A 17,194-nucleotide genomic window follows, 5' to 3' on the forward strand; every position below is an offset into this window, starting at 1 on the left:
ATGAAGCAAGTCACTTTATTGTGCGGTCTCGCAGCCTTATCCTTCAGCGGTATGGCGCAGCAGGTACAGCACATAAACCAATTTGGTGTGTCTGTTTTTGAAGGCAGTCATACCCTGAAGCCGACCCACCGGGCAGATGCGGGGACGAGAGCTAAATTACTGGCGGCATTTCCCGGCTGGTATATCGGTACTGATCGCTGGACCGGCGGTTTTACAGAATTGAACGGACCCGCGCTAAGCATCCCAGGTTCCGGCCTCGAGGAGAAAGCGCGTAATGCTATGCGATCCAAACTGGCTGTGGTTGGCCTCAATGAGGCGGAGTGGAAATTGGTGGATACACGCACCAATACAAAAGGATTTACTATTCTTTCTTTTGAGCAGGAAGTTGGCGGTCATACCGTAAGTTTTGCTAAGATGCATGTACGGTTTACCCCAGATCAGAAACTTGCCCGCATCAATATGAAAAGCTACGGAGTTCCCGACTTGTCTCTGAGCCCGTCTGTTGCCGAAGCAGCAGCTTTAGCTAAGGCGGTTGCCGGAATGGAAACTGCCGATATTACATCACAAAATATTGAGGGGGATTGGCAATGGTTCCCGATCCCGTCTGCAGCAGGTTATCAGCTGCATCCTGCCTATAAATTCACGCTTACGGGCAAAACCGAGCAAGGCGGAAGTGTTCCGTTGAATGCTTACGGCTATGTGGATGCGACCAACGGAGATCTGCTGTACCGTGACAATGAAGTGAAAGATGCCGCAGACCTGCACGTTGTGGGACGTGTCTACGATAAAGGATTCACGCTTCCGAGTTCGCTCAAAGGACTTCCTTACATCAAAGCTGACGTTGGTGTGCCCACTATGCTGCTGGCAAACGACACCGGCCTCCTTACCTCCACTACCCCTACCTCACCTACCACTTTCCAGGTAAGCCTGAGCGGTAAATGGTCGAATGTGATTTCCGTGCCGGATGGAAAAACAACACCCACGTTTACGTCTGTAGTGACAACAACTGGCGCTATTGATTCTTTTCCTGTTTCTTCGATTGCCACGAGCCGTCACATCAATGCCTACTACCATGTGAATACCGTTCACGATTTCATGAAATCGCTGTACGGCACCACATTTACCGGAATGGATTATGCGCTCACGACAAATGTCGATGCGACTGGTATATGTAATGCATTCTTTACCGGAACCGGCGGATCGTCCATCAATTTTTACCCTTCAGGCGGCGGTTGTGTTTCTTTCGCGGAAGTACGTGATGTGGTGTACCACGAATACGGACATGCCATCGTGAGCAAATTGTACACTTCCGGAATGACTAACGGAGGATTGAATGAAGGACAGGCGGACGTCTGGGCGTTGAGCATCACGAAAGATTCCGTATTGGCAAGAGGTTCCACCATTGGCGCACCGACCAGCTTTATCCGGCGCTACGACGGAACACCGAAAGTGTTTCCGGTGAACCTTACCGGCGAAGTGCACGACAACGGAGAGATCATTGCCGGTGCATGGTGGGATTACGGAAAGAATGTGGGCAGCGTGGATTCAATGAGCAAACTGTTCTCGCTCACATTGACGGATCAGCCGGACGGACCGAACGGAACCGAAGGAGACGTCTATTTTGAAATGCTGATTGACGCGCTTATAAATGATGACAACGACGGAGATCTTTCTAACGGAACCCCGCATTTCCTCCCGCTCGTAAAAGCGTTTGCACGCCATGGCATTTATCTGCTGCAGGATGCGGATCTCGCGCATACCGAACTCGGCCATCAGGCAAAAGGAGCGTCCATCACGTTTAATGCAACGCTTACGGTAAGTCATCCTGAGTTCTTCAGTGGATTGGATCTCGTTTACCGCACCTCCCGCGCGGCCGGTGCTCCATGGGATACTGTGGCAATGACAGACCTGGGTGCAATGAATTTTACGGCCACTATTCCGGGACAGGATGCCGGAACGCTGGTAGATTACTACTTTGCTGCTGAGGATATCGTAAACCAGACGGGTATTTTCTTCCCGTCCAACTTCTACCCTCCTGCTATTCTCGCAGAGAGCCAGTCGAACATTCCTTACCAGTTTGGCGTAGGACTGACTGCAAGCAAAATATTTGATTTCGAAACAGATCCCGGTTCCGACTGGCAGATTGGTATTGCTACCGACAATGCCACTTCCGGCAGGTGGGTAAGAGCGGTACCTATTTCTTCTAAAGTATCCGGCAATATTGTTCAAACCGGAAATGATCATACCTCAGGCACAGGTTCCTGTCTCGTTACGGCGAATGCCACATCTACCTGGGCCAGCGCGTCCAGTGCAAGTGTGAAAAACGGCGTTACCACGGTTACCACACCTTTGTTTGATATCAGCTCTTACACAACTCCGGTAATTGAATATTACCGCTGGTACGGAAACGACCGCGGACAATTTCCGAAAAGAGACAGCTGGCGGGTGAACCTGTCTGCAGGTTCTGCATTTTCGGTTCCGGTAGAAAACACCAACCAACCTGATTATTCCTGGAGAAGACGCATCTTCAAACCCCGCGAATTGTTCAGCACAACCAATAAAGTGCAGTTGCTGTTTATCGCGAAAGAATCAGGGTCCACAAGCACCGGCAATTCGCTGGTAGAAGCTGCGGTCGATGATTTCATCATTTACGAAGGCGCGGATCTTTCTTCCGTTGATGAAACGAAAGTGGATCTTGCACGCATCTACCCTAACCCCGTTTCCGGTACATTGCAGATAGTATTGCCCGGAAATACCGATGCTACATCGATTCAATTCTTCGACCTTACGGGTAAAGTAGCAGCCGAAGTAGCGGTTACGAAAGGAGCTTCGCATTATGCAATTGAAACAGGCAATATGGTGCCGGGACAATACTTCCTGGTGATCAAAATGGGATCTACAATTCAGACCCGTCCGATCACGATCGCACACTAGAAAAATTCAGATTGTGAAGGCCGTCCTCAAAAAAGGGCGGCCTTCTTTATTGATGCGGGTTTTGGCTCATTCCGGTTTAGCAATCAATATTTTATTCAAAAAAATGTGAGGATTTTTTGAAGAATATTTGGAAGTTTCAAAACGTTTACTACCTTTGCAATCCCAATCAACGGGAAACAAACAAAAAAGCTCTTTAAAAAAAAAGCAAAAAATGCGGAAGTAGCTCAGTTGGTAGAGCACAACCTTGCCAAGGTTGGGGTCGCGGGTTCGAGTCTCGTCTTCCGCTCCAAAACAAAAAATTTCCAAACCTGACCCGGTTTGGATTTTTTGTTTAAGCCATGTCTGTAAAAAGTCTATTTTTACACGGCAGGCCCTGGTGGTGAAATTGGTAGACACGCAGGACTTAAAATCCTGTTTGCAGCAATGCAAGTGCGGGTTCAAGTCCCGCCTGGGGCACAGAGAAAAGCCTTCAGACATTTGTCTGAAGGCTTTTCTTTTTTACGGCATCATTATCTTAAAGAGAGATTCGCTTCAAAACGTCTTTGTAGTGCCTGCCGACGGGCAGCTCAAGCTCACCTGCAAGCAATACCAGCATATTCCTTATAGCTTTCACTTTTGGCAATGAAACGATGTAAGAGCGGTGGATCCTTAAAAAATCGTGCTCAGGCAGCTGACGTTCAAAATTTTTGATGGCCATACGCACCAGAACCGGTGCAGCCGACTCCAGATAGATCTTCACGTAATTGTCGCGTGATTCCACATAAAGAATGTCCGCAAGCGCAATTTTCACAACGCTATACTCAGCCCTCACAAAAATATATTTCGGGTTCGCCTCTGCCGTCCTGGAGTTCATGTAGTTTTTGAACTCCAGCACTTTATCAATCGCGCTATTAAAACGGTCCGATTCAAATGGTTTGAGGAGGTAATCAAGTGCACTCAGCCGGAACGCTTCCACCGCAAATTCGCTGTATGCGGTCGTGAAGATCACCAGCATTTCCGGTGACAATTGCTCTTTCAGCTGTAACCCCGACATGCCCGGCATATTAATATCCAGGAATATCAGATCAACATTGTTTTCGCCGAGGAAGGAAAGCGCCTTATGTACATTTGTAAAGGTGCGTATAAGGTTCAATTCTTCGCGCTGAGCAGCAAACGCACTGATCACATCCAGCGCGAGCGGTTCGTCGTCTATTGCTATAGCGTTTATGGTCATAACTGCAATTGAAGGGTTACAAGAAAGCGATCGGGCGTATCGCCGATATGAAGTTCATATGCCCCGGGATACAAAAGTTCCAGGCGTTGCCGGGTGGTTTGAATTCCCAGCCCTGTTCCTTTTTCCTTTATCGCGAGTTCCGACATTTTGGAATTCGTGATGGTCGCCTGAAGTGTACGTTCCCGGATAACGATCGACACTTCGATAACGGAAGGGTGCTCACTGTCTGCTCCATATTTAAATGCATTTTCCACAAAAGGAATAAGCAGGAACGGAACAATCTTTACTTCATTTGTTACCCCGGAAACCTGGTACGCTACGCTGGTAGCCGGGGTAAGCCGCAATGACTGCAGTTTCATATAGCTCTCAATATACTCCAGCTCCTTATTCAGCATCACCAGCGGCCGGCTGCCCTCGTCTATGGAATAACGCATCATTTTAGACAGGGTGACAATTGCTTCCGGCGTCTTATCCGACTTCTTGATCGCCAGCGAATAAAGGCTGTTCAGTGTATTGAACAGGAAATGCGGATTGATCTGTGCGGTGAGAAAGGAGATGCGTGTGGTGAGCTTCTCCAGCTTTACCTGCTGCCATTGCTGATAAAGGCAAAGCACAAAAGAAACCACGTGTACGATAATGTACATAAACAGGTTGAAGCTGTTGCCGAGCGGTGTGAAATATGGCGACATCCGAGCCTCCGGTGGCGCAACAAAATCATTCAGCCATACAAATACACCAGCCGTAAGCAACAGGTACAGCACAAATGAAATATAGCGTTGACGCAGGTATAAACGCGGAACGGCATAAAATATATTGACATAAAAAATACACAGTAAGAGCAGGGCATTCGTCCATCGCGGAAGTTCCATGATGTCTTCCGCAAAACGGGATACCCCCTCCCCTGTACGCCGGGTGTTGAACGCAGCCGGAATATTCAGAAAAACGATCCAGGCAACGATATGCAACGCCACACGTAATTTTTGCTCCTGGCCCTTCGTCATATCAGCGATTTTAAAAACGGGCAAGGAGTGGTACCAGGTATTCATCACGGTCTACTGATTTTCCCTACTCCTTACAGAACTTAAAATACATCTTCTCTCCGGATGATACAAGCGTAAGCACATAAAATCCCGAAGGAAGCTGCTGCACATCCAGACGACCCGATGATATCGTACCGGATGCAAGCACCCTTCCGTCAGCGCCGGATATCTCGTAATTACTGCCCGCAATGGCGTATTGTACCTGTATGAAATTACCGGCAGGATTCGGGTACAGATTTACTTTGCTTCGATTGACCGCCGTGAGCGACAATACGGAACTGCAGGTAGCACCTTCAGGAAGCAGGCACCCTCCGTTTTTGAGCCCGTAGCTCAGGCCGGAAAGCCATTTATTTTCTGCAAGAGCCGCATTATAGTAGAGGTTAAAGCCGTTACCGGTCACGTTCGATACACTGAGCAGAACTGCATCTACAGATGCAGAGTCTTTGAATGCTTTCAGATGACTGTCGGCAGTAAGCGAAACCTCGCTACCAGGATTGAGCGTAAGACTTGCATTCTGAAAAGATGATTCCATTAAACTCTTACCGGAAAGGGTGATATTTATGACAGAAGAAGCATCCGCCATTACATTGCCGGATAAAGAGTCTGTATTGACGAAAGCGTTAACCACTGCCCCTTTTACGCCATAAATCAGGTTGCCGCTGCTGCTGCGGGTGCGGTTACCTCCATTAAATGTCAGTGTGAGACGGGCTGCTGTATCGTAAACAACATGACCGCCGTTAGCAGTGATATCGCATTGTGCAAAAACTGCAGTTGCAACCTTTGAAGATCCGACAGTGTTATGAATCATCAGTCCGCTCTGTGCCGCTACAACACTGCTTGCCGTCAGGTTGATGATACCGTCCACATCAATCACTGCTCCGTGATCGTTGTAAGCCGTGATTCCCGCATTCGCAACAGTAATGGTTCCGGTGGAATAAATGCCACTGGATTGCCGGCCTGAGGCGATGATCGTACCTCGATCGAAATTGATATAGCCCCCGGCACAATCCGTTGCGAGCGCAGGCGCGGTGTCACCGGTAGAACTGACATATACGGAAGAAAGACTGAGCGTGCCCAGGTATGTTACATCCACACCATGCGCATGAACGCCTGACGCAGTGATGATGCTGTTTGAAACAGAAGTGCTGGTAGCCGATCCTGTGATGAACAGTCCATTTGCGCCGGCGCCGTCGGTTACAATCGTATCATGGTCAAATACAGCAATACTGTTCTTTTCCACCAGCACACCCGCATTCTGTCCGCTCCGGCTGCTGGAGTCGATGCGCGTGCTGTTGCCCGTTTTAAATACGGACGAATGCGACAAGGTATAATTACTTTTTCCTGTTACCAACACACCGGATGTATCGCTGATCTTCGATTCGTAGTATTTACCTGTTTCCGTCACAGTACCACCGGAAAGCCGCAGCCAGGTGCTCTGCGCATGGAGGGATACGGAAATCAGGAGAAAACAGGGTGACAGGAATATTGTCATTAACAGATGCGGGCCTGCGCTTTTACTACTTATCATAGGAGGATCGTTTGTATCTCTAATTTCCGTACGAACATCTGAAAACATCTCATAATGTTGCAAACGACATAATTCCGGTTGCAAACGACATAACATTCCATTCGGGTAAAAAAGCAGACCTTAAAAAACTTTAAGCCTAACGTAATAATTGTATAACCGCCTGAATGCTCGTCTCTGCCGACTGCAGTAATACATTTGCTGACAAGTCCGAAAGATCGTGCGTCGTCTAACCGCTCTGCTCATTCTCTTACTCCATATTAATACCTCCCTGTTCATTCCGGTGGTGGATGAAGTGGACATGTACGACGTATCCGGAAGGCAGGTGGGAGACATCAACTCACTGGTACAGCTGCTGGGTGAGCTGATAACAGATTGCCGGTTTTCCCCCGAAACAGATCATGACGACGATCGCGCGCACTTCTTCAACCTTACCCATCATATACACACGTATACTTTTTCCCGTACCACACTTACGATAAATGACTGCATACCCCGAATTTCCGGGTATGGAACTTTAAGCCGCCGTTACGAACCTGTAAACGACCGGCGTGTACGTAAAGGAGTAACAGAAATACTCGTCCCGCCTCCCGAAAAAGAAAACGTATAACCGCCTGACCAACTGTATTGATGCGCTTGCTTACCAAAACGCAGCGGGATACAATAAATAACCAGGCAGCTTATTTCCGGTACCCTTAAGGTTCCGGACAGGGAATCCTTTTTCAACAAACATCCAAAAAACAACAATGAAATTCTTTATACGACTCACAGCGCTCATGCTGTCGGTGTTTATAGCACACCATGCTGCATATGCACAGGAAACAACGGCAACCCTTTCCGGATCGGTCCGCGACGATCAGAAAAAACCAATAGAAGCGGCGACTATCCTGCTCATCCACGAGCCGACAGGAACGGTTTCTGACGGTGAAACAAATAACCGCGGAAATTTCATCATTCCGAACCTGAAACCCGGAGGTCCTTATACGCTCAAGATCACCTATCTCGGACATAACGAAGAACGCGTCGAAAACCTGACGCTGAACCTGGGAGAAAACGCACCTGTGGACATTATGCTGCACAGCACAATGGGCAAGGAGCTAAAAGAGGTGCAGATCTCCGGAAGAAAAGCCGCAGGCGGCGGCACCACGGTTTCCAGACAACAGATAGCGGTGCTGCCCACGCTGGGCCGTAGTCTGGGGGATTTCACACGCCTCACGCCACAGTCGAACAACAACTCTTTTGCCGGTACTTCTTTCCGGTACAATAATATCACGATGGACGGTGCCATCAACAATGACGCGATCGGTTTCTCCAATTCATTTGGCGGACAAAGCGGTGGCGGACAGGCAGGAACGGCAGGAGCAGGAACAAGGACTAACCCCTATTCGCTGGATGCGATCCAGGAAGTACAGGTACAGCTCGCACCCTACGATGTAAAGCTCGGAAACTTCACAGGAGGTTCGGTAAACGCGGTTACCAAAAGCGGAACAAATGAATTTCAGGGAGATGTTTATTCCTATGGCCGTAATGCAGCAATAGTAGGTAAAAGTCCCGACTCCAGGAAGACAAGCCTTCCCTCTTCATTTTATGATTATCAGTCCGGGACATCTGTAGGCGGGGCAATTGTGAAAAACAAACTGTTTTACTTTCTGAATGGCGAGATCACACGCCGGCAGGAACCGACCTTTTACAATGCAGGAGATCCGGGTTCGGCGATCTCTGTAGCAGATGCACAAAAGATCGTGGATAAGCTGAAGTCTCAATACAATTACGATCCGGGCACATACAATGCAACCAATATACAGACCAATTCCAACAAGGTATTTGCGCGTCTGGATTACAACATCAATTCAAAGAACACGCTGATGTTCCGCACCATTTACACGGATGGAAGCGGCCAGAACCTCGAGCGCACCACCACCAATTTCCAGTTTTCCAGCACCGATTTCACGCAACACACGAAAAACCTGAACACGGTGGCAGAACTGAAAAGCACCCTGAACAACCATCTGTTCAACAGTCTGATCATGTCTTATGTCAATGTACACGAATACCGCGATTTCCCGGGACAACTGGCTCCGTTCATCGATATCGGCGGCGGACAGGTGTGGCTGGGTACCTGGCGTGAAGCATCGATTTATAATATGCGGCAAAAGACGATCGAACTGACGGATAATGCAACCTGGATCAAGGGCATTCATAAATTCACCTTCGGTACACACAACGAATTTTACAAAATCAATTACGGGTTCATCAATTCGTGGAACGGACGCTGGGAATATGCCAACCTGAACGCATTCCTGGCCGATCAACCTTCACGGATCAGGGGAGCCTATTCTTTCGACGCGTCGGACAACAGCCGCAGCGACCTGTACAATATCACACCTGGCGGCACCTTCAATGTAAACCTGATGAGCGCGTATGCGCAGGACGAATTATCGCTCGCAAAAAATCTTAAGCTCACACCCGGACTGCGGATCGATTATGCAGGGCTTCCCAAGCAGCCATCCACCGATACCGGCATTGCCCACATCCAGGAGTTTATCAGCGCCAGCGGCCAAAGCTCCTACACACACACGCCATTTTCGTCGATCAGCAATAAGTGGCTCAATAATGTGATGGTATCACCACGAGTCGGCTTCAACTGGGACGTAAAAGGGAATAAATCAGTTATTGTAAGAGGCGGAAGCGGCATCTTTACCGGCCGAATGCCTTTTGCATGGCTGGGGTATGCGTACACATTATCAGGGGCCAATTATGGCACTATTGATTATAAACCCGGCGGAAAAACAGTTGGCCTGTCAATGAATCCGTCCGACCTGCGCGACACCGTGGGTAAATATGGAGGATCTTCCGCTTCGGCGACACGTGAGCTGGATCTTGTCGATAATAATTTCCACCTGCCCACCGTATGGAGATCCAATGTGGCTACGGATATTAAACTGGGTAAAGGCTATAAGCTGACGGTGGATGTGATGTATACCAAGACCATTTACGATGTGAAATTTCAGCAGATCAACATCAAAGATACCTTCACAACACTGGGTTCCGGCCCTTCTCAGACACCCGTATATCTCGGAGGCAAGGAAAGCAGCCAGTACTCCAATGTATACCTGCTCTCCAATACCACACAGGGCTACCGCTATAATGTATCTGCGCAGTTGTCCCGCACCTGGTCTGATGTCCGCTTGGGCAATCATCCTATGAACATATTTGCCAGCGCCGCTTATACCTACGGACAGAGCCGCGACATTGCAAACGGTATCCGCAACTCGTTCCAGTCCAACTATGAAGTGAACCCTGCAGTATCTCCGGAAAACCCTACCCTGGCGTATTCAAATTTTGATATCCGGCACCGTATTGTATCCGTTGCTTCCGCATCCCTGAAATGGAACGAACGTAACAGCAGCTCGCTGAGTTTCTTCTATTCCGGCACATCGGGTTCTCCCTATTCGATGATCTACACATCCAGCCCGAATGCATTCAATAATTCCAGCAATGCAACACTTGTGTATATCCCTAAAGATGCTTCAGACATCAGGCTGGCAGACATCAAAGACGCATCAGGAAATGTAACCTACAGCGCTGCACAGCAGTCCGCCGACCTGCAGCAGTTTATCAACGGAGACAAATACCTGTCCGCCCACAGAGGTGAATATGCCGAAAGAAACGGCTTGCGCACGCCCTGGAACCACGAACTGGATATGAAGCTCATGCATACCTGGAGCTTCCGCGTAAGCGAGCACAGAAGCAATTCAGTACAATTGAGTCTCGACATTTTCAATGTACTGAACCTGCTGAACAACGCCTGGGGACATCAGTATTTTGTAACCAATGTGAACAACTATACGGTAAATTTCCTCACCGCCGTAACGGATGCCAAGGGAACGGCGCCCGGCAAAGCCAATTACGATCCAACCTATACTTTTGTGAAACCTCCGTTCAACGGGCAGTATTACACGGTAGACCCTATCTCCAGCCGCTACCAGATGCAGCTGGGAGTGAAATACAACTTCTGATCTGAGGATAATTGAATTGCAGGAGATGTCTTTAAATGGCATCTCCTTTTTTATGGATATTACAGCAAACCGGGAATGCTGATCACAGTATACCAGATCCATGTAGTGACCAATGAAAGCAGGATGCTGATACCGATCGTCAGGTTGACCATACGCGGATCGAGCTCATACTGATCTGCGATAATGCCGGATGTAAGCAAAGTGGGCATTGCCGCTTCAAATACGGCTATCCTGGCCGGCAGTCCCTTAAAACCGCACACAACCGCGAACAGCAGTACAATAGCCGGTGCAAGCAATAGTTTGTACAGCAAGGCAACGCGGATACGCTTCAGCTCAGATCGCCAGCCATCCAGCCGCAATTGTAAGCCGATCGAGAACAAGGCCAGTGGCGCAACCGTTGCGGCCAGCGCATTAGCGAGCGGATAAACAGGGCGGATATCGATGAGGCGCGGCAACAGCAACGCGAGTGCACAACCCCATACCGGCGGAAAGCTGAGCAGGCGCCGGACCAGCGAAGACAAGCTCCATGCATGACCCGGAGCTGCGCGCATAGCGGTCATAATACCTACGGTAGACAAAAGCAGGAATGTCACCTGATCGCAGATAATGCCAACTCCGATCGCCTCTTCAGAAAAATAAGCCATGATCAGCGGGAACCCAACAAACGAAGTATTGCTCAGGGAACTTGACAGTTGTAAGCCACCCGAAGCAGGACGACTGAGAGGGTGCCTGCTTGTATAGATGCGCACATACATCCATCCCATCGCCCATACCAGCACCGGAGCCAGGGCAGGCATCAGCAGATCTCTCGTAAAGAATACCGAAGGCAGGTATTTGAACGATACCGCGGGCAACCCCACGTTGATCAGCCAGGCATTGATACCTCTGTGCGCGTCTTTCGGAACCTTGCCGGAACGCCGGAAAAACACGCCCAGCGACAGACACAAGGCAATCAGGATAAAGTTAATCATAGAACGGCGCAAAGGTAGAATGCGGGAACATACCCGCAGCGCAAAAACTGCTAAACAGAATATACGGACGCAATTTCCATCTGTACTGATCCGTTCTCAACGTACCTTGCAGCAACAATCATGAAAGATGAATGAGGAAAGACAGCAACAGCTCAGGGAAGGATTTTCGCGCTCCGGCATGATGCAGCTATTGGGCGCACAGTTGCAGGTGATCGGTAACGGTTTTTGCGAGATCATTGTTCCACGGCAGGACTTCATGGCCCGGCCGGCCGGTATGTTCAACGGAGCGGTCATCGCATCGCTGGTGGATGTATCTTCCGGTTATGCAGCAGCTTCTGCAAAACCGGTGGACAGTTATTTTACCACAGTGGAACTAAAGGTGAACTACCTGAACCCGGCAATCGGAGAATCGCTTATTGCGCGCGCTTCGGTGATCAAAAACGGCAAAGTGATCAGCGTGGTACGTGCTGATATCTATGCCTCGGGGCCGGAAGGCGAAACGCATGCAGCAACCTCTCTGGTAACGATGATGCAATTGTCCGGAAAAAAATCACCGCGGCAGCCAAAAAGTGCCGCAGAAGACCCGGCAGCTGAAGCCTGATTCAACACTTATCAGTAATTTTAGACAAACAGCTATCATGAACTACAGCGACTTTGCGCAGGAATGGATCAATGCCTGGAACAGCCACGAGCTGGACCAAATCATGGCGCATTACGATAAAGACATTGATTTCCGGTCCCCGTTTATTGCAAAAATGGGCATAGATCCGGAAGGAAAGATCAGGGGAAAAGACGCACTGAGCGCTTATTTCCGCATAGCACTGGAGAAGTATCCCGATTTACATTTCGAACATTATCTTACACTGGAGGGTCCCGGCTCTGTGGTATTGTATTATAAGAGCGTGCTGAACGCATCAGCGGCAGAATACATGGAGCTGAACGAACAGGGGCTGGTGACGAAAGTGCGTGCTCATTATCATTTCCCCGCTTAAAAACGAAATTATGGAAAGCTACCTGCAAAGCATTACCAAGCAATTCCAATACTACAAGTCGCTCGGAGAAAAAGCAATGGACAAAATATCCGACGAACAGTTTTTCTGGCAATACAATGCCGAAACGAATAGTATAGCAATCATCGTGAACCATATAGCCGGGAATATGCTGTCCCGGTTTACCGATTTTCTGAACAGCGACGGGGAAAAACCCTGGCGCAACAGGGATGCAGAGTTTGAGGAGCCGACCGGCAACCGTGCCGCAGTAATGGATCGCTGGCATCAGGCCTGGGCATTGTTCTTCGATACGCTGGGCCGGATTACGGAACAGGACCTGGATCGGATCATTTACATCAGGAACGATGGCCACACGGTAACGGAAGCGTACAACAGGCAACTGGCACATTACCCGTATCATATAGGCCAGATCGTGCATATCGCTAAAATGCTTGCTTCCGACTGGGAATCTTTGTCCATCCCACGTAATGCATCAGCCGGATACAATGCGCGGAAATTTGCACAGGAAAAAGACAGGCGGCACTTCACAGACGACCTGTAACGGTTGTCAGGACAAGTGAAAAGAAGTGGGACACTCTGCCTGGAAAACCGAATAGATATCCGCTCCGAAACGCTCACAGACGGCATAGCTTGCCGTGAGCAAGTCATTCAGGTACATTGCCTGGTGCAGGGATAAGGAGGACAATCTGTGGCCGGCAATAAGATCACGGAAATCAATATCAGCATGAAGCGATACGGTAAGCCCGTTCTGTTTCAGGAAACAGAAGAAGCTTTGAACGGTATTCATATCCTCAATACAAATATTCAACATAGTGTATCTATCGTTAAGGGAACCGGGCAACCGGCAAACGACTACCGGTTACTCCGATAAAGATACAGTACATTACCGCAAAAGCGATGACAAAATTGAAAATAATTTTACCATAAGTAAAATTGTATTATGTATAAAATACAAAGGAACGACTCTATGAGTTACGGAAACGCATGTCGTTTTCTGTAATCGTTTGCTGTGCAAAGAACAGAAGTGCGCTTAAAGCGTAACAGAAGTTTATTGTTTGGCTATTTTTCCAACACGCGTCACTTTACCGTCCTGAATTAACTGGTAAAAATATAAGCCGGGAGTCCACGCCGCCGTTTGCACCGTTAATTTGCTTTCTGAAGGATTGATCACAACTGCTGACAGAGTTCTTCCGAATGCATCATATATCCGCAGTAAAGCCGTCTGCCGGAGTGTATGTGATACGGTAAGCAATTCATTTACCGGATTAGGCCGGACACTGAAGTCTCCCATATCGTTCATTTCAGACACATGCAATATGGTTGTATCATTTCCGGAATTATCGTTACCAGCATACGCTGGTTCGAAACGACTACATTCCGCTCCCGTGGCAAAGTGCAGCCAGGCACAGGCCTTTGCCCTCGGCCAGGTTTGCGCATTAGCAGTAAGGTAATTCAGGCTGTCTGTCTCCTTTTCACTGAGCACGTTGACGGGAATCGAGTCGATAACATGAGCGGCCATTATGCGCAACAGGACCGCTCCCATTTTGAATTCGGACAATTCAGCACTATCAATATTCCATTCCTGACTCGTAAAGATCGAAGCGTATGCACGCGTGGCATCTTCGACCCTTCCTTCCCCTAAATAAAAAAAGCTGAGTTCTGCTGTAGCATATGGGCTTTTCATATTCCTGTAAGCATCTTCCACTAAATTCAGGCGTGAAGCGGTCGTGTCGTTCATGGCGCCGCAGAGCGCCTTAAATGTGGTGGAACTTCCTGCCGCGCCAATCGTGGCTGTGACTTCCGGTGTAAGCGCAGGCAACATACATCCCGAAGACAGCGCAACAGGTACGAGCGTCACCACGCCTGACGAATAATAAGAAGGCGCCTGTCTGCCAGGGTCAGAGCTGCTGTAATAATATTTGCTTATCGGAAGTACCTGCACGGGCTTACCCGATTCCTGCAGACACAGATTCATTTCCGTACTCGCGATATGATCGGAAAAGTCATTGCCGACCGGTTGGTCGGACCTCCCCTGCACACAACGGATTCCGTCTGTTGCAGCATTTGAACCCAGCACCAGTATATCCGCGGTATGCTTGCTGCTGATTATTTTATCGAATTGATTACATCGGAATTCGAGCCCTGTGTGCTCCTTATCACTTGCTTTTTTCCCGTTCGTATTTCTACCCCTGGAGAGGCAATGAATATCGAGTTTTGAGAAGCTGTTATGATGCACCAAATTATTCCCCGGTGAACACTGCTCTATTCTTACGCCATATCCCTGGGCATCAGATCCGGAAGTGGTCCCGTCCGGTGCGGCCCTGAAAAAAGAATTGTATCCGACATCAAAAGCGTTTGCACCGTACATACATATCCCAGATTGATAAGCAGAGGAAGATAACCCGAGGTCATACACATTAAATCTGCTGTGCTGAACGCTTACCCCAACGGTTCCTGAAACCAGAATGGAATACCTGTTATAACTAAAATCACAGCTGTCTACCGATATCGCTTCTGAGCGCACACCACCGGCACGCATACCTATAACTGTATTGCTAAAGGTGCTGTGCGCTATATTGTAGCTTGCCTGCCAGGAAAAAATCGCCGTTCCTCCTTCCCCTATCTTCAGGCGCTTTGCTTTGCTCATATTATCGTTGAAGGAAAGATGTTTCAGCTGCACATTGTCTACCTCAGACAGCCTGATAGCATAATCCGACCCGTGGTAAAATGTATAATCATCAAGATGGTCATCATCATCCCAGATAAATTGGGCCCGCTGTACCGAACATGCTGAAGGGAGCTTCTTTGTGGTAAAGGGATAAGTATAATGATAGGATGCAAGATCAATGGATCGTCTGTTATTGATAAAACGACCTCCATCAACAACAACGATTCCCCCGTAGCGCGCCGTGCTGCCGAATACACCGTCACCGGCTATGATACCATCTATTGCATTTGCGATCGTCCCCCCGTTTATTACGCGAACCGTTCCCTGCGCGGATGCTATTTGCGGCAATTTGGATCGTCCCCAAACAGAAATGCCATACCAGAAGTATCCTGCATCATTGCGATCGGATGTGATCGTTCCTCCATCAAGCACAAGTTCCCCACCGGGTTCAACTATAATGTTAGACATATACGGCATGGCTACTTTGCATTTGATGGTGAGCTGCGCACCGGCTTTCACTATGATATCGGAGTACATTTTAATATCGAAATCCCATACTTCCTTACCTGTTATAACATGCGGAAAGTATTGCCCCTGACCTTCGCGGTTGTGTGCGCGACTTTCCGGGAACAGCGGATAAACGTATTTGCGTATTGCAGAAAAATGTGCGTTGCGGTGCATACGACCGAGCTGCATGGGAGACATATAGTGTCCAAGGGTATTACCTCCCATAAAGTTGTTGGTGTACTGATCGTTGGCAGTTGCTTTTTTCAGCGGATTAAAAAAAGGAAAGCTTGTCGGATAAGTGCTGCAATCTGCGGGACGGGGATAAATACGACCTGCGGCACCGCCAGTGACCCCAAACACATCCTTCAGGTCATCAAAATCGCTCTCATTGCCCGGTTCAGGGTTCACCGAACAATCTTTACCGGCAGAAACGCTGCCCCATCCCTTGCAATAGGTATGGTTCAACCCAAATAAATGACCTATTTCATGCAGGAGGAACGCCGCACAATTTTCATCGCTTTCCCTTACTGAAGCATTCTTATAGAAGTTTTTCAGACAGATATAGGCCGCACCATTGTCCGTTACGCCATCCTGCAAGTCATTGGGGCCTGTTCCATTAAAGGCAATTCCTCCCGGAATACTGTCGGATTCGGACTCGCTGAATAACAGAAAAACGTTCAATACTTCGTTAGGATCATTAAACTGACTTTTGGGAATTCCCGTGGAAAAAGCCTCGGCAGCATATATTTCATGGGCGCGTGTAAAATTGATATTGACCAGCTCCAGCGTAAAACGGCTATCCTCCACATGCGGGTTGCGTCCATCGATGGTAAGAGGGTCTGAAGGAGCCGGTACGTTACCCAGGTAATAATTTGCTTTATCGATGAAATTCCTGATCCTGTATTCATCTGCCGGGCCGTAATTGCGGGCAGGACCGACTATTTCCTGAAAAACCGTTACAAAGACTTTGATCTTTTTATGCGTATACAAACCTGTTACGCTTCTGTTTACCGGTGCATAATGCTCCTGGGGTTGATACCTGCTCGTGAAAGTTCCTCCGACCGAAGGTTTACACGAAGAGCCGGACACCGCAGAGACAGCGTGTCCCGCACAATCAAAGAATAGGGTCTGTGCATGAGATGCTGCGGCACCGCACATCAAAATTGCTGCTAATACCGTACTGCAAAACAGACGCCAGGCAGTATTATCTATCCTTGTAATTCTCATAAAGCGGTGGAAATAAAACAAACACAAAATAGCACGAATATGATCCGAACAATACCCGGAAAGCATCAATAATAAGGGTG

General features: G+C 48.6%; 12 protein-coding genes and 2 tRNA genes. 8 read left to right on the forward strand and 6 right to left on the reverse strand.

The features are described 5' to 3' along the window. From ABD846_RS08620 to ABD846_RS08630, 3 genes are all read left to right on the forward strand, one after another. On the forward strand, positions 1–2,934 hold the full coding sequence (locus ABD846_RS08620; RefSeq protein WP_344825324.1) for a T9SS type A sorting domain-containing protein: 2,934 nt from the start codon (positions 1–3) through the stop codon (positions 2,932–2,934). Positions 2,935–3,147: 213 nt separating this feature from the next. Further along, positions 3,148–3,223, forward strand: a tRNA-Gly gene (locus ABD846_RS08625). A gap of 81 nt (positions 3,224–3,304) precedes the next feature. Further along, positions 3,305–3,390: transfer RNA gene (locus ABD846_RS08630), tRNA-Leu, on the forward strand. A gap of 58 nt (positions 3,391–3,448) precedes the next feature. On the opposite strand, the gene ABD846_RS08635 is transcribed toward ABD846_RS08630, so the two are convergent. The 3 genes from ABD846_RS08635 to ABD846_RS08645 all read right to left on the reverse strand — a co-directional run bounded on the left by ABD846_RS08635 (position 3,449) and on the right by ABD846_RS08645 (position 6,715). Next, complete coding sequence (locus ABD846_RS08635; protein WP_344825327.1) at positions 3,449–4,147, reverse strand: LytR/AlgR family response regulator transcription factor; 699 nt, start codon at positions 4,145–4,147, stop codon at positions 3,449–3,451. Next, positions 4,144–5,148 carry a sensor histidine kinase gene (locus tag ABD846_RS08640; protein ID WP_344825330.1) on the reverse strand — a complete coding sequence of 335 codons (1,005 nt, stop codon included), beginning with the start codon at positions 5,146–5,148 and terminating at the stop codon, positions 4,144–4,146. The genes ABD846_RS08635 and ABD846_RS08640 overlap by 4 nt, the downstream gene beginning before the upstream one ends. A 64-nt stretch (positions 5,149–5,212) precedes the next feature. Beyond that, positions 5,213–6,715, reverse strand: a complete 1,503-nt coding sequence (locus tag ABD846_RS08645; protein ID WP_344825333.1) for a T9SS type A sorting domain-containing protein — start codon at positions 6,713–6,715, stop codon at positions 5,213–5,215. Positions 6,716–6,932: 217 nt separating this feature from the next. On the opposite strand from ABD846_RS08645, the gene ABD846_RS08650 reads away from it, so the two are divergent. After that, on the forward strand, positions 6,933–7,322 hold the full coding sequence (locus ABD846_RS08650; protein WP_344825336.1) for a hypothetical protein: 390 nt from the start codon (positions 6,933–6,935) through the stop codon (positions 7,320–7,322). A gap of 136 nt (positions 7,323–7,458) precedes the next feature. Continuing rightward, entirely contained in the window at positions 7,459–10,731 is a 3,273-nt protein-coding gene (locus ABD846_RS08655; protein ID WP_344825339.1) for a TonB-dependent receptor, read from the forward strand. Between the two features lie 59 nt (positions 10,732–10,790). Here the strand turns inward: ABD846_RS08655 and ABD846_RS08660 are convergent, their stop codons facing one another. Then, positions 10,791–11,702, reverse strand: coding sequence for an AEC family transporter (locus tag ABD846_RS08660; RefSeq protein ID WP_344825342.1), 912 nt, complete (start codon positions 11,700–11,702; stop codon positions 10,791–10,793). Between the two features lie 127 nt (positions 11,703–11,829). Between ABD846_RS08660 and ABD846_RS08665 the strand changes: the two genes are divergently transcribed. Genes ABD846_RS08665 through ABD846_RS08675 form a run of 3 tightly spaced genes read left to right on the forward strand, consistent with a single transcriptional unit; the run spans position 11,830 to position 13,253 of the window. After that, positions 11,830–12,303 carry a PaaI family thioesterase gene (locus ABD846_RS08665; protein WP_344825345.1) on the forward strand — a complete coding sequence of 158 codons (474 nt, stop codon included), beginning with the start codon at positions 11,830–11,832 and terminating at the stop codon, positions 12,301–12,303. A 37-nt stretch (positions 12,304–12,340) separates the two neighbouring features. Continuing rightward, entirely contained in the window at positions 12,341–12,694 is a 354-nt protein-coding gene (locus tag ABD846_RS08670) for a nuclear transport factor 2 family protein (protein ID WP_344825348.1), read from the forward strand. Between the two features lie 10 nt (positions 12,695–12,704). Continuing rightward, positions 12,705–13,253: a DUF1572 family protein gene (locus ABD846_RS08675; RefSeq protein ID WP_344825351.1), complete on the forward strand. Its 549-nt coding sequence runs from the start codon at positions 12,705–12,707 to the stop codon at positions 13,251–13,253. A 6-nt stretch (positions 13,254–13,259) separates the two neighbouring features. Here the strand turns inward: ABD846_RS08675 and ABD846_RS08680 are convergent, their stop codons facing one another. Both ABD846_RS08680 and ABD846_RS08685 read right to left on the reverse strand, forming a co-directional pair. Continuing rightward, positions 13,260–13,499 (reverse strand): hypothetical protein, encoded by a 240-nt coding sequence (locus tag ABD846_RS08680; protein ID WP_344825354.1) that lies wholly within the window; start codon positions 13,497–13,499, stop codon positions 13,260–13,262. A gap of 261 nt (positions 13,500–13,760) precedes the next feature. Next, positions 13,761–17,114: a T9SS type A sorting domain-containing protein gene (locus ABD846_RS08685; RefSeq protein WP_344825357.1), complete on the reverse strand. Its 3,354-nt coding sequence runs from the start codon at positions 17,112–17,114 to the stop codon at positions 13,761–13,763. Positions 17,115–17,194 lie beyond the last annotated feature (80 nt).

The organism is Rurimicrobium arvi (genome assembly GCF_039540495.1).
Lineage (GTDB): Bacteria > Bacteroidota > Bacteroidia > Chitinophagales > Chitinophagaceae > Rurimicrobium > Rurimicrobium arvi.